This is a genomic window from Winogradskyella undariae (genome assembly GCF_013285155.1).
Taxonomy (GTDB): Bacteria; Bacteroidota; Bacteroidia; order Flavobacteriales; family Flavobacteriaceae; genus Winogradskyella; species Winogradskyella undariae.
The window spans coordinates 1-22164 of sequence record NZ_JABTEL010000005.1 but is presented as its reverse complement, the minus strand read 5'-3'; the positions used below and the strand labels follow the sequence as shown (position 1 = coordinate 22164).

Annotated in this window: 14 protein-coding genes and 3 tRNA genes; 5 read left to right on the top strand and 12 right to left on the bottom strand. The window is 31.5% G+C overall.

Features of this window, described 5'->3' with window-relative positions:
- Positions 1-86: 86 nt before the first annotated feature.
- The 7 genes from HSX10_RS08535 to porU all read right to left on the bottom strand — a co-directional run bounded on the left by HSX10_RS08535 (position 87) and on the right by porU (position 10400).
- Entirely contained in the window at positions 87-770 is a 684-nt protein-coding gene (locus tag HSX10_RS08535; protein ID WP_173587799.1) for an SDR family NAD(P)-dependent oxidoreductase, read from the bottom strand.
- On the bottom strand, positions 763-1740 hold the full coding sequence (locus tag HSX10_RS08530; RefSeq protein ID WP_173587798.1) for a M28 family metallopeptidase: 978 nt from the start codon (positions 1738-1740) through the stop codon (positions 763-765). Before HSX10_RS08530 ends, HSX10_RS08535 begins: the two co-directional genes overlap by 8 nt.
- A gap of 109 nt (positions 1741-1849) precedes the next feature.
- Positions 1850-3472: a dihydrolipoyl dehydrogenase family protein gene (locus tag HSX10_RS08525; protein WP_173587797.1), complete on the bottom strand. Its 1623-nt coding sequence runs from the start codon at positions 3470-3472 to the stop codon at positions 1850-1852.
- A 3-nt stretch (positions 3473-3475) separates the two neighbouring features.
- Positions 3476-4477: a pyruvate dehydrogenase (acetyl-transferring) E1 component subunit alpha gene (gene pdhA, locus HSX10_RS08520; RefSeq protein ID WP_173587796.1), complete on the bottom strand. Its 1002-nt coding sequence runs from the start codon at positions 4475-4477 to the stop codon at positions 3476-3478.
- Between the two features lie 119 nt (positions 4478-4596).
- Positions 4597-5079, bottom strand: coding sequence for a cytidine deaminase (gene cdd, locus HSX10_RS08515; protein ID WP_173587795.1), 483 nt, complete (start codon positions 5077-5079; stop codon positions 4597-4599).
- Positions 5080-5223: 144 nt separating this feature from the next.
- Positions 5224-6468, bottom strand: a complete 1245-nt coding sequence (gene porV, locus HSX10_RS08510; RefSeq protein ID WP_173587794.1) for a type IX secretion system outer membrane channel protein PorV — start codon at positions 6466-6468, stop codon at positions 5224-5226.
- 65 nt (positions 6469-6533) lie between these two features.
- Complete coding sequence (gene porU, locus HSX10_RS08505) at positions 6534-10400, bottom strand: type IX secretion system sortase PorU (protein ID WP_173587793.1); 3867 nt, start codon at positions 10398-10400, stop codon at positions 6534-6536.
- Positions 10401-10725: 325 nt separating this feature from the next.
- Between porU and gldJ the strand changes: the two genes are divergently transcribed.
- From gldJ to HSX10_RS08490, 3 genes are all read left to right on the top strand, one after another.
- Positions 10726-12405 carry a gliding motility lipoprotein GldJ gene (gldJ, locus tag HSX10_RS08500; protein WP_173587792.1) on the top strand — a complete coding sequence of 560 codons (1680 nt, stop codon included), beginning with the start codon at positions 10726-10728 and terminating at the stop codon, positions 12403-12405.
- 157 nt (positions 12406-12562) lie between these two features.
- Positions 12563-13843, top strand: a complete 1281-nt coding sequence (locus HSX10_RS08495; RefSeq protein WP_173587791.1) for a UDP-N-acetylmuramoyl-tripeptide--D-alanyl-D-alanine ligase — start codon at positions 12563-12565, stop codon at positions 13841-13843.
- Between the two features lie 66 nt (positions 13844-13909).
- The gene (locus HSX10_RS08490; RefSeq protein WP_173587790.1) at positions 13910-14638 is read left to right on the top strand and encodes a phosphatase PAP2 family protein; all 729 of its coding nucleotides are present in this window, start codon (positions 13910-13912) and stop codon (positions 14636-14638) included.
- A 272-nt stretch (positions 14639-14910) separates the two neighbouring features.
- Here the strand turns inward: HSX10_RS08490 and HSX10_RS08485 are convergent, their stop codons facing one another.
- From HSX10_RS08485 to HSX10_RS08475, 3 genes are all read right to left on the bottom strand, one after another.
- On the bottom strand, positions 14911-16257 hold the full coding sequence (locus tag HSX10_RS08485; RefSeq protein ID WP_173587789.1) for an outer membrane protein assembly factor BamD: 1347 nt from the start codon (positions 16255-16257) through the stop codon (positions 14911-14913).
- A 26-nt stretch (positions 16258-16283) separates the two neighbouring features.
- A complete protein-coding gene (locus HSX10_RS08480; protein WP_173587788.1) occupies positions 16284-18218 on the bottom strand; it encodes a cell envelope integrity protein TolA in 1935 nt (644 codons plus the stop codon).
- 450 nt (positions 18219-18668) lie between these two features.
- A tRNA-Ser gene (locus tag HSX10_RS08475) sits at positions 18669-18753 on the bottom strand.
- 323 nt (positions 18754-19076) lie between these two features.
- On the opposite strand from HSX10_RS08475, the gene HSX10_RS08470 reads away from it, so the two are divergent.
- The gene (locus HSX10_RS08470; protein WP_173587787.1) at positions 19077-20108 is read left to right on the top strand and encodes a M28 family metallopeptidase; all 1032 of its coding nucleotides are present in this window, start codon (positions 19077-19079) and stop codon (positions 20106-20108) included.
- A 108-nt stretch (positions 20109-20216) separates the two neighbouring features.
- On the top strand, positions 20217-21794 hold the full coding sequence (locus HSX10_RS08465; protein WP_173587786.1) for a M28 family peptidase: 1578 nt from the start codon (positions 20217-20219) through the stop codon (positions 21792-21794).
- A 173-nt stretch (positions 21795-21967) separates the two neighbouring features.
- Here the strand turns inward: HSX10_RS08465 and HSX10_RS08460 are convergent.
- A tRNA-Val gene (locus HSX10_RS08460) sits at positions 21968-22042 on the bottom strand.
- Positions 22043-22091: 49 nt separating this feature from the next.
- A tRNA-Val gene (locus HSX10_RS08455) sits at positions 22092-22164 on the bottom strand.

The window sequence follows — 22164 nt, the reverse complement described above, 5'->3', positions numbered from 1 at the left end:
TTAAACGTCTTATAATTAATTGAACAAGTTATTATTCTAAAAAAAATGAAGCTTGGTTAAATCTATCAAATTATAAACCTCCTATATTAAGGTGTAGAATTAGAAACCTGTAAAACTTTACCGTTATAATATTTATTTCCTGTCAATGCAAAATTCTGAATATAATCAGCCATTTCTACTGGTGTAGTAGAAGCTATATATCCCGGAAAAGCTTCTTCTAGCATTTCAGTTTGTACAGCTCCAAGTGCTAAAACATTAAACTGAGGTCCTGTTTCTTTATATTCTTCGGCCAACAATTCTGTCATTGTAATTACCGCTCCTTTGCTAGAACTATAAGCTGCCAAACCTGGAAATTTCATACTCCCCTGAATACCTCCCATAGAACTTACAGTAACAACATGGCCATCACTTTTCATATGTGGTAAAACTGTTCTTGTTAATTCTGAAACACCAAAAACATTTGTTTGATATACTTTAGTGAAGTCTTGAAACGTTGTTTCAGCAAAAGGTTTATTAATTATAGCTCCTGCATTATTAATTAAAATATCGACTTGCTCCCACTCCTTATTAATAAAATCTATTACTTTTTGATAATCTTCTTCATTACATAAGTCAAAAGCAAAAGACGATACATTATTAATTTTAAGATTTGATATTGGTTTTTCATTTCGGGATAATGCCAAAACATTATGTCCCTCTTTAGCCAATAGTTTAACTAATTCAAATCCAATACCACGGCTCGTTCCTGTTATAATTATATTTTTACTCATCTTTTAAAATCACTTCTTTTGTTGGTGCATTCATTATACCTTCTAATGCAGGTATCATCTTATTAATAAAACTAGCCATATGATCATAATCCATTTTATCAGCCTCATCATCTACATGATGATAATAATCAAAATTTGTAAAATCGAAAGTAGAAATAGCATGAGCAGGAATATTTAACTCTTGATAAAACGGAAAGTTATCGGATCTTCTAAACAATTGCATTTGCTGCGCTTTATCAAAAAAACCAATAATTTCTTCATTAGCATATTCATTCAACTTAGCGGCATAATTAGAGTTTTCAAAACCACTCATATAAGCCATTATTTCACCTTCAGCCCTAGGTACACCAATCATTTCAAAATTAATCATAGTGTATGCATTAAATCCTTCACCTTTTAAACGTGCTGCTAAATGTGCAGACCCTTTAAGACCTAGTTCTTCTCCGTCATACAATGTTATTAAAATACTGCGCTTATTAGTTTTAGTCGCAGCAAAATATCTTCCTAATTCCATCGCCGCAATAGTACCTGACGCATCATCATTAGCTCCATTAGCTATAGAATCTCCTTCTACTGTTTTACCAAAACCTATATGATCGTAATGACCACCAAGAATAATATATTCATTTTTAAGTATTGGGTCATTTCCTTCAATAACACCTACAATATTATAAGCTTCTAAATCATTTAATTTGAAGGAATCTCGATATGTTTTAAAATAAGGTTTAATAGCATTAGACTTTAAATAATTCTCAATAAAGACTGCTGCTTTCTCAATACCCTTACTTCCTGTTGCTCTTCCTTCTAATTCATCTGAAGCTAAATATTCCATACTAGCCTTAATAGAAGCACTCGTAATTTTAGGTATTTGTGACACACCATCCTTACCAGGCTCACCATTTTTCCCTTTAAGTTGAAATGAACAAGAATAAACTAATGCGATTAAAAGAATAAGTAATAATTTCTTCATATTATATTTTTAGATAAGGCTTAAAGATAAAAAATCCTGATTCGAAAAATTATCAAATCAGGATTAAATTATATAGACTCTAAAATAAACTTAGAGTTGAATATTTATATTACAATAACATTGAAATAGGGTTTTCAATAAATCCTTTTAATGTCTGAAGGAATTGAGCACCTGTAGCACCATCAATCGTTCTGTGATCGGCAGCTAAACAAAGTTTCATTGTATTACCAACTACAATCTCACCATCTTTAACAACTGGTTTTTGAACAATTGCTCCAACAGAAAGTATTGCTGAATTAGGTTGGTTAATAATAGATGTAAATGTATCAATACCAAACATACCTAAGTTAGAAATCGTAAAAGTACTACCTTCCATTTCTTCTAAAGATAGTTTTTTAGTTTTGGCTTTGATTGCATATTCTTTTACAGCAGCACCAATTTGAGTCAATTTACGTTGATCAGCAAATTTAACAACTGGTACAAGAAGACCATCTTCTACAGCAACAGCAACTCCAATATGTACATGGTTGTTTAATTTCATTCTATCATCAAACCATTGAGAGTTGACTTGTGGATGTAATTTTAACGCCATAGCACAAGCTTTAACTACAATATCATTAAATGATACTTTAGTATCAGGAATAGCATTTACCTCCTTACGGAAAGCAATTGCGTTATCCATATCAAACTCAACATTTAAATAATAGTGAGGTGCTGTAAATTTAGATTTTGCTAAATTTTTAGCGATAGCCTTACGCATGTTAGAGTTTTTAATTTCTACAAAACTCTCTTCAGAAGCTGGTGTAGAAACTCCGGCAGCGGCAGCAGGTGCAGCAGCTTTAGGTGTAAAGTTTTCAACATCACGCTTAACGATACGTCCATTTTCTCCTGATCCAGGAATATCTGCAATGTTAAATCCTTTTTCTTCAGCCATTTTCTTAGCTAATGGAGAAACAAATAAACGTCCACCATCACTAGATACTTTTGGCGTTGCTACTGACGCAGCAGCTTTAGGAGCAGGTGCAGCCTTAGGCGCTTCTGCCTTTGGTGCAGCAGCTTTAGGCTCTTCTGTTTTTGCAGGAGCGGCAGCAGCAGGTGCAGAACCAAAACCACTAGCAACAGCTGAAACATCAGTTCCTGCTGGGCCAATAATCGCTAATAATGAATCTACTTTTGCAGATTCACCTTCTTCTAAACCAATATATAATAAGTTACCTGATTGGAATGATTCAAATTCCATAGTAGCTTTATCTGTTTCAATTTCTGCTAAAATATCGCCTTCTTCAACCTCATCACCAACTTTTTTCAACCAAGTAGCAACAGTTCCTTCTTCCATTGTATCACTTAAACGTGGCATGGTAACAACTATTACTCCTTCAGGAACTTCAGCACTTGCTGCAGGAGCAGACGCTTCAGCAACTGGTGCCTCAGCAGGCGCTTCTTCAGCTACTGCAGATGCACTACCACCACTAATTAAGGCAGAAATATCTTCACCTTCTTCTCCAATAATAGCCAAAAGTGAATCTACCTTAGCAGTTTCTCCTTCTTGTAAACCTATATGTAATAGAGTACCTTCATTAAAAGACTCAAACTCCATTGTAGCTTTATCTGTTTCTATTTCGGCTAAAATATCTCCTTCTTCTACTTTATCTCCAACTTTTTTTAACCAAGAGGCTACTGTTCCCTCCTCCATGGTGTCGCTCAAACGCGGCATATTTATTACTTCTGCCATAGTTTACTTAATTTTGTGATCTATAAATGGGTAATCTTCTTGTTCGTATACAACATCGTACATTACGTTCTTGTCTGGATATGGAGATTCGTCTGCAAATTTCTCACATTCAGAAACACGTTTTTTAACGTCTTTATCAATCGCTTTTAAATCTGCTTCAGAAGCATAATTATTTTCAAGAATAATATCTTTTACTTGCGTAATAGGATCAATTTTCTTGTATTCAGCAACTTCGTCTTTTGTTCTATAATGTTGTGCATCAGACATAGAGTGACCTCTATAACGGTAAGTTTTTACTTCTAAGAAAGAAGGTCCGCCACCTGTTCTAGCACGTTGAATTGCTTCATCAAATGCTTCTGCTACTTTTATTGGGTTCATTCCATCAACTGGACCACAAGGCATATCATAACCTAGACCTAGTTTCCAAATGTCTGTATGATTTGCTGTACGTGCAACTGAAGTTCCCATTGCGTATCCGTTGTTTTCACAAACAAATACTACTGGTAAATTCCATAACATTGCAAGGTTAAATGACTCGTGTAAAGATCCTTGTCTAGCAGCACCATCACCGAAACAACAAAGTGTTACAGCATCGCTACCGTGATATTTATCACCAAAAGCAATACCAGCACCCAAAGGAATTTGTCCTCCAACAATACCATGCCCACCAAAGAAACGGTGCTCTTTAGAGAAAATGTGCATTGAACCACCTAAACCTTGAGATGTTCCAGTTGCTTTCCCAAACAATTCAGCCATTACTCTTTTTGGATCCACCCCCATACCAATAGGTTGAACGTGATTACGGTAAGCAGTAATCATCTTATCCTTTGTTAAATCCATTGCATGTAAAGCTCCAGCTAAAATAGCTTCTTGCCCGTTATACAAATGAAGGAATCCTCTAACTTTTTGTTGAATATAAACAGCTGCAAGCTTGTCTTCAAACTTACGCCAGAACAACATGTCCTCATACCACTTTAGGTAAACTTCTTTGGTTATTTTTTGCATTTCTTGATGTGTTCTATTAAACTTTAAATAGTATAACAAAAATAACACTTTAGATGATAATGAAGAAACACTATGTGATAAAAAAACAAGAGATTTTTAACTTTTTTTCAACGAAAACACTATAATACTGAACTTTCAAAAAGAAGAGGTAATAAGTTGGCTAAAGAGTGAGATTTCACCACCTTACCTTCAACACCCATAAAATAGATTTCTATAGGCTGATTTTGTTTAATTTCGTACTCAGCGATAGTTTGTCTACAGGCTCCGCAAGGAGGAATAGGCTTATCCGTTAATTGATTTTGTGAAGATGCGGTTATTGCCATCTTTAACATCTTAGCTTTTGGATATTTAGCTCCTGCATAATAAATAGCTGTACGCTCTGCGCATAGCCCTGAAGGAAAACAGGCGTTTTCTTGATTACTACCTATCACTACTTCATTATTGTCTAATAAAATAGCTGCACCGACATTAAATTTAGAATAAGGTGCGTAAGCATTATCTCTTGCTTCTATTGCAGCATTCATTAATACCTGTATATCACTAGAAAGCTCATTAATATTTGTATAAACCTCTAATGTCGTTTCTATTTTAACTTCCTTCATATTTCACAAATTAGTTGAGACAAAAAAACTATTGTTAGCTAAACAATAGTTTTTTTATATAATTTATTTTATTACTTCTTAATTAAAAAGACTTCTAATATTACACCTGGTGATTGAATTTAAAGATCATTTTAATTAAATAATTTAATACTCTCTATATTCACCATCACCAAAATTAAACGTTAAAGAGAAACGTAATGTATTTTCTAATGGACTCGCTACTTTTGAAGCTGAGAATAAATATGATAAATCTACATTTATTGTTGTGTATTTAAACCCAGCACCTAAAGCAAAAAACTTACGTGCACCTTTATCATCTGCTTCATTAAAATAACCTGTTCTTAATGAAAAACTTTTTTGGTAAGTATATTCAGCACTTAAAGCCCAAGTAAATTCTCTTAATTCTTCACTAAACCCTCCTGGAGCATCACTAAAAGATTGAAAAACACCTGTCATAAAACCTACATCTGGATCTTGGCCATCAATAATGATATCATTATTATCTATAGGACTAGTATACTCTTCTCCATCATCATATACACCATTACCATTATCGTCATCATAATTGTATTCTTTACCGTAAATAGGAGGTGTTGGCACTAAGTACTTAGATACTTCAGCTGTTACGGCTAAAGTACTGTATTGATCAAAAATAAAATCGAAACCAGCACCTAATCTTAAGTTGGTAGGTTGAAACACATCTTCACCACCATCATCGTACTTAAACTTTGGTCCTAAATTTTGAATAGCAAAACCGACCCTCCATCTTCCATTATAATCATTATAAGCTTCCTCTTCACTTTGATAATACCCTGTAATATCTGCACCAAATGTACTGCCTGGATTTGCATTATCATCAACCTCACTAAGTCTAAGAGCTGAACGCATATAACGTAAGCCTACTGCCATAGAAAATTGCTGTCCTAATCGTAATGAGTATGCAGCATCTATTGCGTATTCATTAGGTTTTACAGCTACACCTGGATCACTAGCATCTTGTGTTAAAACAATTTCACCTAATGAAAAATATTTAAGACTTGCAGAAAAAGCACTATATTCATTTATTCTGTTAAAGTAAGTCACATAACTTAACGAGATATCATTAACCAATTTTGTTAAATAAGGTGTGTAAGCTAAACTTACGCCTTGTTTTGTTTCTGAAAACACATATTTAGCTGGATTGTATTGTTGAGAAAACCCATCAACAGAAGTCGCAACTCCCATATCTCCTAACGAAGCTGACCTAGCATCTGGAGCAATAAGCATAAAAGGTAAACCCGTAGTAATTACTCTACTGTCTGTAGAGTTAGGTAATATAACAGTACCATCTTGAGCAAAAGCATTACTAATTGTAGCAAAAGCCATTAAGGCTATAAAATATTTTTTCATGTTAAGTTTTTGAAATATTAATACTCTATGAGTAAAATTAATCCGATAGCAAATATAATTTAATATTATAGTATGACAAGTTTTTGAATTTTTTCAACTTGTTTATTTAAACGGTTAGATTTAACTTTTAGTTTATAGACATATACACCTTTTCCTATTTTGTCTCCAAAATCATCTCTTCCATCCCATATAATATCTCTAGATAATGATGAAGAACCATCGTAACAACATTCGTCTGCACTTGTTTGTCCGTTCAATGTTCTTACTAATTTCCCTGAAACTGTAAATATCTGCACCGAAATATCTAGAGGATCTGAACTGTTATGATTAAACCAAAACTCTGTATAACTCACAAAAGGATTTGGATAATTTAAAACGTTATTAATAACCAACCCTTCATCTTCATCAAAAACCATAAACTGAATTTCTGCTGTTGAAGAATTATTATAAACATCCCAAGCTTTTAAAGTTAAAGTATGCAAACCTGGCTCTAAATCTCTAAAAGGATAACTTACCGCTCCGTTAGTATAATCGTCTATATTAGCTTGATAATAATTATTTAAAACCACAGGGTTTGTTTCGTCTCCATCTATAATTGCTGTAATATCATGACCAATTCCACTTGCTGTATTAATTCCGTTATTATCTTGAAGCTTTACAAGAAAAGTAGGAGACTCATTTGTTATACCTCCTGAAACAAAATTTTCATCATTCATATACAAATTAATGATTGGCCCCAGGTTATCTTCGGGTGCATCTTCATTAATACCCCCTATTTGAATATCAAAATTTGATCCTGCCTGATCCGAAGTTGGATTATCGGTTTGCGCATAAAAACTCACCTTACCACTACCTATAGGAATACCGATATCTCTTGGTACAATAAAATCGAATTCAAACTGCCCATTAACAACACTTGCCTGACCTTTAAAAATAACTTCACCCAAGGTTGTAAAATCCATTGTTATAAGCTCATTGTTTGTATCTCTAATTGCATCATTCCCTAAAGTTTGTCGTTCTATTAATTTATCAAAAACCGTTGCTGTTAATACTCCATTATAATTAGATAATAAATTTCCGCTTGTATCAACAACTTCACCTGCTAGTTTTGTATAACTTAAAGCTTTTAGTGTATCTATAGACTGGGTAATCTCTACGTCATTTACTTTAGTTAATTTAATGTCTGGCTGAGCAATTGCTAATTTCATAGCAGGATCACCGATAAAGAATACTAATCTTTTTTGACTAGAACCAACAATATTATTATCAATTTTTGTTAATCTCAGCGCTTCTGCCATAGAAACATAGTCACTAGACCCAAATGCGAATAAATAATCATCTAACACTTCATTAAGCGCCTCACCCACAGAAACAATTATTTGTCGCGTTGTAGTTATTAAACCTACAGCACCACCGTTTTTATTCCAAAAAGTAAATTCTCCTGCAGTTTCTCTACTAGGGTCATCAAATTTAGTATACTCACAGGTTACTGTTATAAACAAATTATACTTACATATATTATTAACTTCCTGAGAATCAAACTTATCAAAAATCCGTTCTGTAGCAAGTCCATCTTCTCCTCCGTGCCCAAAATAATTAACAACTAGCGCTCCTACTTCAATAGCATCCTTAATGGCCTCGTTAACTTCTGGATATCTATTCCCTGCAGATGAAGATTCTTGTTCAAATGCATCTGAATGAATTTTTACAACATTAAAAAATGGTTTTTCGTCATCTATAGTAGTCCCTAAGTCATCTGTAGTTTGCTCTAATCTAGCTTCCCAAGCTTCATCAACATCATCTGAGATCAGTAAAATATTATTTCTCCAACTGCCATAAGATTCAGGTTGGTAATAAGAAATAATCTTATCCACCATTTCAGTAGCACGCTGTACATTTTCGGCTAAAATTCGACCTACAGCAACATCCATACGATCACTAATAGCCATACTCCCTTCGTTATCATCTAACATGGCATAAAAATCATCTGAAACAAACGAGCTTGTTAAACTAAAACTTTCATTGGTATACCATGCAGGGACTAAATTGGTATTATTAGAAACTCTATCTTTATAATCATAAGAGCCATCACCAAATAAACAAAGGTATTTTAACCGCTTGCTCGGTTCGCTAGCATTATCATATACATATTTAATAAAATTTCTTAAAGCTGCAATATCCTGACTACCGGTGCTGAACTCATTATAAACAGTTTGCAAATCAATTACTTTTACGTTAAGACTGTACTGATCTCTATTAATTTGAGCTAAACGTTCTGCTTGTGTTACAAATTGAGATGGAGCTAAAATGATATAATCAACATCTTCAAATTGCCCTTGACTATTCGTAAATATTGTTCCTTTTAAATTCTGATTTGAAACTACAGTTCTAGAATCAGTTTTAGGGGTGAACACATTTGAATTAGAAAAGGCTAAATAAGACCTTTCTTCACCAGACTGAGCCTTAAAAGTCATAGTACTCGAGTTATCTGAATTTATAACATTACTCACATTAAAGCGATCTGTGATATCCCAAATTTCTTCAACTTGACTAGCATTGGTTAAAGTATACTCTGCAACACCAGGTGTAGTAATTACATCTTTATTTTTAAAAACTAATTGTTTGCTATCGTATATTAAATTTCTAGTCGCTTCAATGTTGATATAATCTAAATAAGCATTTGCAGAAGGATTACCGCTATTATTATAATCAAAAGTAACCGTAACAACATCTGTATTTATGTTTTGCTGACTATTATAAGACACAGCAGTTCCTAAAACAGAGCCTGGCGTTATAACTCCTAAAGACATTGTAGTAGCTAAATTGCCATTAATTGTAATTCCCATGGTGGTTGGTAACTCTGAAACAGAACCAATAGCAATACTAAAGTCTACTGGGGAACTGGTTACTAAATTTGGAAATTCAAATTCGTAAGTACGTTGGTTTTCTATATCAAAATCATCACCAAACCAACGACGACCTAATTTTGCAAGGTTATAATCATCAACTTCATAAAATTGATAATCCTGAAATGTTGTAATTTCAATATCAGCAGCTGCAGTAATTTCGGGCATAGAAAGAATACGCTTTCCATTTCCAGAACCTATATTTACGTAGTAATAAGTTTTATCAGTGTATAAATTTAAATTCGTATCACTTTCTTCACTATAAGTCTTAGGTCCTTCACCATAAAAAAGAATGTAATCTGAACTATCAAAACTACCATCATCTTCACCTACAAATTTTATTGCATTCTCAACAACATCAAAAGGATAATTCTCAGAATTCTCTAATGGCAACATCCTTCCTCCATTTCCAAAAATTTTAATGGTCCTTGGGTCTATAGAATTTGTGTTGATTCCTAAATTGCTTAAAAAACTTTTAGACAACTTAAAAACTCCAGATTCTTCAATATAAAAACGATACCATTGACCAGAGCTTAAAACAGAATTGGTAATATCATTTACCCCCATTACAGTGTTAGCAGAACGGCCAGATAATGAATTATAAAGAATAGTAAATGTTGTGATTTTTTTATAAACCCCTCTATCCTTAATAATAGGACTTATTTCAAAATAGTTTGATAATTCACCTCTTGCATTAATATTATATAACCCATACTTAGGAGAACTAGGAATAAGATTGGGATTTAAATTTTTTAATTCTGAAGAAGAAATAGTTTCATAAGTAACATTAAAGAGTGTTACAGAATTTTGATCAATTTGACCAGATGCACTTTCCCATTGTGCAAAATACTTTAACCCATAATTATCGTCATAACTGAAATGATCATCATCAAAAGCAGGAACTTCAATTTTATTATAAGCAGTTTCAAGAATTTTATTTTCTCCCCAATTAATATTGAATTGTTTTTGTTGCCCAAAACAAAGCATACCAAATAAGAGTAAAGAGATTAAATAGCAATTTTTCATTTATTCATTTCAGTTTTAGTCTCAAATAAAACCATCAGGATATAATCATAACGACAACGGTACCTGTAATTTCACTAAATAATAACGACTTTTAAAGCACGATATTATGACCACGTAATTTTTATTCCAAAAATACAACAATAAATCATTTCTTTCCTCGTTATTATTGAGCAAAAACTATCGGTAAATTGTAAAATATCCGATATCCTGCACGATAAAAAGGTTAAAATGCATACTTTTTTTAATTTAGATAAAAAAAAAAGTTGTCAGTTTACCTTTAATTGTTATATTGCGACTCTAAAATTAAACGAGCTTATTTAAACGTATGGATATGAAACATGTGTCAAACCTAAAATTTTTAATAGCAATAACGATTTGTACTTCAATATTGAGCTGCAACCGTTCTTCTAATTCTGGCAATGTAGATAGTGCCACAGGCTGGAAAATAAACGCCCGAGAAGGTGGTTTTCAGTACAATACCCAATTCAAGGAACAAGAAACGCCTCCTGGAACTTCTTTTGTTGAAGGTGGAACATTTACAATGGGAAAAGTACAAGATGACCCAATGCACGATTGGAACAATACTCCAAATCAACAGCATATTCAATCATTTTATATGGATGAAACAGAAGTTACTAACGTAAACTATTTGTTTTATTTAGATTATTTGAAGAATGTTTACCCACCAGATGATCCAAATTATGCTTTAATATACAAAGGAGCACTTCCTGATACTTTAGTTTGGAGAAACAGATTAGGTTATAACGAAATGATGACCGAAAACTATTTACGTCATCCAGGTTATGCTAACTATCCTGTTGTAGGTGTTAGTTGGATTCAGGCTGTAGAATATGCAAATTGGAGAACTGACCGTGTAGCAGAATTATCTTTACAAGAAGCTGGTTATATTAAAAGAGATGCACAATACACTGATGTAAGTGCAGAAAGCACATTCAACACTGATACTTATATTAATGCACCATCACAAACATATGGTGGTAATACTGAAGTATTAGAAGGAGGACAAAGAAGACCACAAACAGATGCAGAAGGAAACCCTATTAACACTTATGCGAATAGAGAATCTGGATTAATCCCTGTAAAATACAGACTTCCTACCGAAGCTGAATGGGAGTATGCAGCTTTAGGAATGAGTGAATTACGTAGCTATAATGTTTATAGAGGTCGTAAAAAATACCCATGGGATGGACAATATACAAGATCTGGAAAACGTGTAAATCGTGGAGATCAATTAGCAAACTTTAAGCAAGGTAAAGGTGATTATGGTGGGATTGCAGGTTGGTCTGATGATGGAGCTGATATTACTGCAGAAGTTAAAACTTACGAACCTAACGATTACGGTTTATACGATATGGCTGGTAATGTTGCAGAATGGGTTGCCGATGTTTACAGACCTATAGTTGATGATGAATTTAATGACTTCAACTACTATAGAGGTAACGTATACACTAAAAATGCAATTAACGAAGACGGAACAGTGAAAATTGTAACTGTTGATGATATTGTTTACGATACATTAAGTAATGGTAAAATTGTAGCTAGAGATTTACCAGGTGAAATTGCTAGAGTTCCTGTTGATGAAGAAGAAACTTATTTAAGAACTAATTTTAGTCAAAGTGATAACAGAAACTTTAGAGATGGAGATAAGAGCTCTTCTCGTTACTACAGAGAAAGTTTTGACGAAACTGAAGGGACAAAACAAGAAACTAGTAAAATGTATAACTCACCTAAACATAGAGTTGAAGTAGATACAACAGAAGGAAAAATGATCAGAGAATATGATCAATCTGACAGTAGAACATCTTTAATTAATGATGAAGTAAGAGTTTACAAAGGTGGTTCTTGGAGAGATAGAGCATACTGGATTGACCCAGCTCAACGCCGTTATTTCCCACAAGATATGGCTACTGACTATATTGGTTTTAGATGTGCTGTTTCTAGAGTAGGTTCTAAAAGTGAACAAGGAGGAAAAAGAAGTCACTAATAAACTTTAAATAATATTTAAAAAAGTCCTGATAATTATATCAGGACTTTTTTATTTTTATACCTCAAAACTAGCCTGTCTAAAAAAGACGTGTGAATGACACTAAAACGGTAATAGAAAGCATAACTCAGGCAGACAAAATTTTAACTATAAACACATGAAAATAGACGAGATATACAATAATTTCAAAACCTGTACTATTGCATCTACAGACACTAGAAAACTACAGCAAAACTGTATGTATTTCGCGCTTAAAGGAGATAATTTTGATGGTAATCAGTTTGTACAAAAAGCATTTGACGGTGGCGCTAAATATTGTATTATAGATAATATTGAATACAAAATTAACGACAACTGTATACTTGTAAAAGATGTACTATCTACACTACAAGAACTCGCTACTTTTCATAGAAAAAAAATAGGTATAGCAATTATATCCCTAACAGGAAGTAATGGAAAAACAACAACAAAAGAATTAATCAATACCGTTTTAAAAACAACCTACAAGGTAAAAGCTACTGTAGGTAATTTAAATAACCACATTGGAGTTCCACTAACCCTACTAAGTTTCACAGAAGATCTAGATTTCGGAATTGTAGAAATGGGAGCTAATCACCTAAACGAAATTGAATTTTTATGCAACATAGCATTACCAGACTATGGTTTAATAACCAATTTTGGCAAAGCACATTTAGAAGGTTTTGGAAGTGTTGAAGGTGTTGTAAAAGCTAAATCAGAATTATACAATTATATAATATCTAATAAAAAAATAGCTTTCATTAATACTGATGATAACAAACAAATCAAACAAATTGGAGCATACTCTAAAATCATAAAATTTGGTAACGGAGAAAAAAATGATTGTATTGTTACATTTAAAGAAGCAAAACCATATGTTACTTTAGTTTACAATGACCTTCAAATAAAAAGTCAACTCATAGGTGATTATAACTACGGAAATATCGCCGTAGCAGTCGCTATTGGAAAACATTTTAAAGTAAGTTCTGAAAACATAAAAAAAGGTATAGAAAATTACCAACCAGATAACAACCGATCTGAAATTATTAATAAAGGAACTACTCAAATTATTTTAGATGCATACAATGCTAATCCAACAAGTATGTTAGCGGCACTTAAAAATTTTAAACAATTTGATGCCAAAAATAAATACTTATTTTTAGGTGATATGTTTGAATTAGGTACTGAAGCAGCAAAAGAACATCAGTCAATTGTAGATTTTATAACATTGAATTTTGATGAAAATATTTATATCATCGGTAATAACTTCTACGATACTAATACAAAAAGTTCTCTTCATAAATTTCGAAGATTTGAAGATCTAAAAGAACTACTAAAATCACTTCAACTTAACAATACCTCAGTATTAATTAAAGGGTCTAGAGGTATGGCTTTAGAACGTATTCTAGACACTATATAAACCAAAAATCATAAACAAACTGTAATTCTATAAATACAGTTTGTTTCTAGCTAGTTTTTAAAAATCATGCAAAATGAAATTAAATTAATAATAAGTAAATACTTAAAGTCATTAGTTAGCTTATTAAAGAAATACAATGTTAGATTACCTTATTTAACTATTTCATTAATAGCAATACTTATTGTAGTTGGTGGAATAAATTTATTTATTGAATTAACCGAGAACTTAAAAACGACAACGTTAGCCCAATTTGACACCAACGTAATAGAATATATACATTCTTATAGAACTCCTACACTTACAAAATACTTTGTTTTTATAACTGATATAGGAGATGTATACGGTTATTTAATTGCTTTTATACTCTGTATAATAACATTTCTCATGATTTTTAAGAGTTGGCAATATGTTATTCAACTCATTGTTGTTATGGCCTTAGCTTTAAGCTCAAATTTAATCCTTAAAAGAATAATAAATAGATCAAGACCAAATCAAGAACATTTAGTCACCGTAGAAACACTTAGCTATCCTAGCGGACATGCTATGGCTGCAATGGCTTTTTATGGGTTTTTGATATACCTCTTCTTTCATTTTAAAATTAATCTAATATTAAAATCAATTATAATTACATTATTGATTTCAATTATAATCAGTATAGGAATAAGCCGCATATACCTTGGTGTACACTTTCCTTCAGATATTATTGGAGGTTTTATTGCTGGATTTATATGGGTTATTCTTTGTGCGCTGATGTTTAATTTGATAAGAGTATACAAAAAAGCAAATAACAAATAAATAGAACTCTAAGCGAGCTATTAGCTATATTTAAGAGAGATAAATACAGGATTTAGTATCGTTCCCTAAAAGATATTTATTAACTATTCTAAATCGCTAATTAAAGATTTACATTGATTAAAACAACGATTAATTACATATCAGTACTAAGAGAATTATATTAAATCAATTTTTAGTTAAATTAAAACATCAGGATTAAGCCATAAAAATAACTTAACCCTAATGTTTTGAACTAACGCACTTTTTAGAATAGTCCGTTTAATCAAATAAGATTACCAATTTCGAGTAAGAATACCAATTCCCGCTTGAATATATGTTTCTCCATCAATAAATGATGCTCCTCCTTTTAAAGCTAAAGCTTTACCTATCTTAATTTGAATACCTGTTTCATAATAAAACAAGAATCCTTTTAAGTCTTTTATTTCCCATCCCTCATCTTCGAAAAAAAACTCCCTATACTTTAGACCTCCTCCACCATAAACCCAAATTGGATTTACTATTTTAACAGTTAATCCAAAACTAGCTTTAAGTATTGACTCTTCGAATACAGATATACTTTGCCCCACTGAATCGGCTTCTTGATCAGCAGAAAATTTTAATTTTGAAACAGATTCATTACCACTTAAATTAAGATACGTTCCGACTTTATTCTGACTCAGCTTACCAAATTGTATCCCATAGGTTTCATCAGTAGCATAAGTAAGCATAAAATAATTTGCAGAAGTTATATTATCAATTCTGTTTTGTTTATCTATTCTTTTTTGAATTATATCAAGATTATCATTAGTTGTTTGAACATGCTTTCCTTCAGGAAATTTTCTCAAATAATCATTATAACTTCTTTGAGCTAGAAGGTTACTCTCATTTTTAAATTCGGTATTAGCTTCATTTATCATTAAAGCTTCTAATCGTTCTAAGATTTCTTCTTTATGCTCAGATTGTGGGTAAATCTTTAAATGTCCTTCTATAAAATCTATACTACTACTCGTTTTAACTTTATTATAAGATTCAACTTCTTTCGCTATATTTAATTTACTATTAACCTGAACTTTATAAACACCTCTTGGAAACAGATCTAAATAATCTTCATAATACTTTACCGTATCCATTTTTAATGCTGTATTATAATATTGAGTCTCTTTTTCTTCTAAAGCCAATTTAACACGACCAACCTCTTCTGACTTAGGATACTTATTAATATATGCTCTAATTTGATCTACACTACCATTAGTTATAGCTGTATTATACATTCTCTGCTTAATAGCAAGCTCATTATTTATTATTTCTTCGTGCTCTATAACTATAAGACTCACTTCTTCTATTCTATCATCACTTTGATCTGCATTTTCAAGAAACATATAAGATAAAGATTTAATAAGACTGTCTTTTTTATCAATTTTAAACCTTACTAAAACTTCTAAATAAGTTATGTCTGGATTTGTGTTACCTAACTCTTTTTTTGTGCTTTCTATATATTCAAGTGATTTGGTAAAGCTATTTGTAGCATAAGATTCTTTGGCTTTGTTATAATAACCTTTAGCAATATTCATATTCTGTGAAATTGAAATATTAGCGCTAAATAAAATTAATAATAGTAATGTGTTTTTAATAAATCTCATGACAATAGTTTCAAGTTTATATTTGGTTAGTTTTGCTCTTCTTTTTTAACTTTTATGACTTTACCCCAATAATTAGTTGCTTTATTATCCTTTATTGGTTTCAACTCCTCACTGGTTTCTTCTTGTTTCTGATCTTCCTCTTTCCAATAATTTAAATTACCAGCTTCATCTTTAAAATCTGAAACATGCTCTTTATTCTTATCTCCCCAATAACTTATACCTGTTATTTGATTCTTTTTATTATTTAAATCAATTAGTAAGTCATCTGGAAAAATCAATTCAAAATAAGAGTTAGAAACCAGTTGTATATTCTGATTATAATGTTGATCTATAAGATCATAATTAGACTCCCAATTGTAAACAATATATGTAGACGTAGGATTTGTATGGAATTTAGATTCAATATCAGAAAGGATATTTTTTAGAAAATCAAATTCTCCATTGCTTTTAGGATGTACAGCAATAATTGGAGAAAATACCACTTTTGGACTTTCATGTATATCAACTTCTATAGTATTAGGAAAGTGAATATTTTCGTTATAATTATCATAACCTTGTTTAATTTCAATAAAATAAAAATATATAGGTTCATGATTTTGAGTCTTTACATCATAAGTTAACTCATAACTTGTACGAGTATCAGCTATGGATTTACGTTTCTTTAAAATAGCGTTTTTTTGTTGTTTAATAGTATTAGCCAAACTATAAAACTCTTGTTTTTGTGCTTTTAACGCTGCTTCTTGTTTTCTTTGAATTTCTCTTTGCCTTTGTAATTCTGCCTGTCGCTTTTGTTCTGCTATTCTTTTTGCTTCCTTATTTTTTGCTATAGCACTAAAAATTTCTAAACCAACTCCAACAGCTGCTGTAGCTATCACACCATCTTTATTACCCTGTTTTGCAAATTCATTCATTAGGTGTTTACTACCTTCTATATAATTGCCATTTGCCCATTGCTCACCTGTTTCATCTGCTGCTTGATTTATAGCTTCACTTTTTCTTTTATTTTCGGCAATTTGAGCCTGAATTTTCTGATATTGCTCTTGTTGCTTACGTTGAAATTCTGCTTTTTTTTGTTCTAACTCTAACTGTTGTTGTTGTCTTAAATTATTTAAACGTGCAACTTCGCTTTGCCTTTTGTTATCTGTAATTTTAATCTTTTCAGCTACTTTATTTTTTTGTTCTTGTGCTAATTTTTCGCTATTCTCAACTTCTAACTCCCGTTTCATTTGGGTATCAATATTTGAAATCTGATTGCTATAGCTGTTATTTTTATCTAATATATCTAACGTATTATAAAGTGATTTTTTATTTATTAGATCCTCATTACTAGCACCTAACGCATTAATTTCATTTTTTAAAGATGTAATTTTTTCTTTATCTATTTTAGCTTGTGCTTTCGCTTTTATTAAGTCACTTATCTCATCATTTATACGAGAAAATTGATCTAAATACTCAACACTTTCTAATTTTGTATTATATGCTCTAATACCTAGTTTTTTAACTTCACTAATAGCATCACAAGTAATACAATCTCTTTTATTAGGGTCAATACCAAAAGTATTAAACAAACTACTCAATTGAGATTGTGACAAATAATCTGATCCATTAGGCTGAAGGTTTTTTGCCGTATAAGTAGTAACTCCCTTATAAAACTGAATATCAGCCGTGGCTTTACGTGTAAAATTATCTATACGGATAGGAAATGAAACCCCTACTTCTGTTGCATTAATACCGTTGTATTTGTAAGATGTAATTTTAAAATTAGTAACTTTTCTATACACTATAACATCTACTAACAAGCCTTCTGTTGCAAACCTAAATTCTACATTAGCAGTATACGTGTACGTCCCACTATTAGCCGTTTCCTCACCAGAAATATTAACAGAAATTTTATTCTGAGCAAAGCAAAGACTCATTGTAATTAAAAACAAAAAGCTGATAAGAAGTTTTATTTTAAACATATGTACACGATTAATATTACACACTCTATAAATCAATAAAAAAGCTCTATTGAATAGAATAACAAAACAAACTAAAAAAGAATACATAGAATAGTTACCATAAATTCTACGATATTAACACCCCTTAATATGAAGCTATAAACTTAGTTTAGTAATATTTTTAATACAATACCCAATAATGGGTATATTGAATCAATCTCAAAAATTATGTTTACAATTAAAATATAGATTTAGTTAATCATACCAAAACTAAGAAAGTGGAGTATTTGTATTTTAAAGGATACAATACGTAAAGAAGAAAATAAACACTATACCTAATGTTATATATAAGAAAGAAGGAGTTTATAATACCATTCATATTAGATCTATAAATAGTATAGTTCAGATATAATAATAATAATATCTATAAAAAACAAAACCCTTACAATCTTACGATTATAAGGGTTAATGCGGAGAAAGAGGGATTCGAACCCCCGGAGGTATGACCCTCAACAGTTTTCAAGACTGCCGCATTCGACCGCTCTGCCATTTCTCCAGATGTCTCATCAGGTATTCCCTGAATGCGGGTGCAAATATACAATCCTTTTTCATTTAGACAAATATTTTTACACCTTTTTTTACTAGATATAACTAATAAGCTGATATACAACACAAAATAAATTCATTATACATAAAAAAAGATATTCTTCAAACATCATAAAAAGATATATTATCCATTATTAACAAGTCAAAATAAAAAAACTTCTAAACGTTTAAAATCGAAAAGGTCTTAAAATAAATAAGATTTAAAAATCTAAGCTATTGTAAGAAAACAATAAATCATTTTATCTTACTTTTGGCTAAATCAAATAGTTACAAATGAAAATACTTTTTGCATCTGTACTCTTACTTGTGGGGTCTTGCGCCACCATAAGACATAGTGAAAAAATCAATAATTTAAAAAATAGCATCACTTACAAAGATGAACCTATCGTTACAAAATATTTGAATACTATAAACAAAAATGATCTAAAAGTACATCTTAAAGAAGTCGCTTCCGATAAATACAACGGTAGAAAAACAGGAGAAGAAGGCCATAATCAAGTTTGTGATTACATCAGAAAGCAATATGAAAATCGAAATATTAGCGCACCAGAATCTCATCCTAATTATTACCAAAAAGTACCAAAAGAGGCCTTACCAAATGATTTAAATGCTTCTCAAAATATTATAGCGTTTATTAAAGGTTCTGAGTTCCCGGAAGAATATGTATACATCTCAGCACATTCAGATCATGAAGGTATAATTGATGGTGAAATTTATAATGGAGCTGATGACAATGGATCTGGAACAGCAGCCGTTTTAGAAATAGCAGAAGCATTTAACTTAGCCATTAAAGATGGTTATAAACCTAAACGAAGTATTGTATTTATACATGTAACAGCTGAAGAAGTAGGATTATATGGCTCTAAATATTATACAGAGAATCCAATATTCTCCCTCCAAAATACAATTGCAACTTTAAACATTGATATGATTGGTCGTGTAGATTACAAACATAAAGACAATGAAAATTATATATATATCATCGGAGCAGACAAAATAAGTACCGAACTCCATTTTATTGCACAGAAGGCTAACGCTACATTTACAGGTCTTAATCTTGATTACACCTATAATAAAGATACTGATCCTAATAGATACTATTACCGTTCTGATCATTATAATTTTGCATCACAAGGCATCCCTGTGATTTTCTTTTTTAATGGCGAACATGTAGACTACACCAAACCTACTGATACAGAAGATAAGATTAATTATACATTGCTAGAAAAACGCACAAAATTAGTTTTTGCTACTGCTTGGTATTTAGCTAACTCTAAAACACGATTGCAAAAAGGCATCCTTTGATGTTAAATTTTGTTAAATACATTAAAGCTAAACTCAATGCCTATTCTATTTTGTAGATTTAAGGCTAACATAATTTTAAAAATCACAAAATTTATTTACTTCCTTTATATGAAAAAAATACTATTCTTAAGCTTTGCATTAGTAATAGCAACCAGTTGTGGCACGTCTAACAAAAATACTAATACTACAAAACCAGATACAACTGAAGTAATAGATCCTTCAGCATATGCTTCAACAATTTCTGAGGGCGAATTAAAGACTATGCTTTACAAATTTGCTTCAGATGAATTTGAAGGAAGGGATACAGGTGAAAAAGGACAAAAAATGGCTATTGAATACTTAAAGCAAAAGTATTTGGCAATGGGTATTGGCACACCATTAGAAGGAGATGATTATTTTCAAGAAGTCTATTTAGAAAAAAAGAAAATTTCTGAAGCAAAATTAACCGTAAATGATATAGCGTATAAAAGCTTTGAAGAACAAATTGTTTTAGCTGTTTCAAAAAATCTAAAAACCTCTATGGAGAGTATTATCTATGTTGGCTATGGCATTGATGATGATAACTATTCGGATTATAAAGATATAGATGTAAAAGGAAAATTTGTTTTAGCAAAAGCTGGAGAACCAAAAGATGCTGAAGGTAATTTTATGACTTCAGGTAATACAGATGAAACTAAATGGACAAATGGACGAGAATCATTAGCGAATAAAAAGAAAGCTGCAGAAGACAATGGCGCTTTAGGTATTCTATATATGGACGAAGGTTTATTTTCAAAATACGCTCCATTTTTCCAACGACAAATCGCTTCAGACACAGAAAGCAGACTATCATTAAAAACTAATGATGATGAAATTACTATGCTAATGATAAATGAAAAACTAGGTAAAGCCTTGTATAGTTCAATATCTGAAGATTCAACTCCAAAAGAAATTAAAAACAACATTAACTTAGAAATTGAAAATAAATCTGAAAATGTTATTTCTGAAAATGTTGTTGCCTTTATTAAAGGCTCTGAAAAACCAGATGAAATAGTTGTAATATCTGCACATTTAGACCATGAAGGAATTAAAAATGGTAAAATATATAATGGAGCTGATGATGATGGTTCTGGTACTGTAGCAATATTAGAAATAGCACAAGCATTTAAAGCTGCTGAAAAAGCAGGTCATGGACCAAAGCGTTCTATTCTATTTCTACATGTTACAGGTGAAGAAAAAGGCTTATTAGGATCTAGGTACTATACAGATATAGATCCAATATTCCCTCTAGAAAATACTGTAGCAGATCTAAATATTGATATGATTGGCCGTGTTGATCCAGAACGAACTATAGGCACAAGAAATTACATCTATTTAATAGGTAGCGACAAATTAAGTAGCGATTTGCATAACATTTCAGAAGAGGCAAATAAAAAATATACACAAATAGAATTAGACTATAAGTTTAACGACGATAATGATCCAAATCGTTTTTACTACCGATCTGATCATTATAATTTTGCTAAAAACAACATCCCCGTTATCTTCTATTTTAATGGTACACATGCTGATTACCATAAACCATCAGACACACCAGATAAAATAGAATACGACTTATTAGAAACACGAACAAAATTAGTGTTTTACACAGCTTGGGAAGTTGCAAACAGAGCCGATAGAATTATTGTAGATAAAGCGACTAAATAAAACTAAAGTTCTATTACACTTTAATATTAAAAAAATCCACATTTACATGTGGATTTTTTTTGTGGGTTACATTCAATTCTAATAAACAGATTTCAGCAACTCTAACTTAACTAATGTATTTTAATCACTTAAATATAGCGCATAAAAAAAGTCCACATTTCTGTGAACTTTTGTGGGCGACAAGGGATTCGAACCCCTGACCCCTTGGGTGTAAACCAAGTGCTCTGAACCAACTGAGCTAGTCGCCCTAATAAATCAATTTCTGTATAAAAAAAGCTCACATTAAAGTGAACTTTGTGGGCGACAAGGGATTCGAACCCCTGACCCCTTGGGTGTAAACCAAGTGCTCTGAACCAACTGAGCTAGTCGC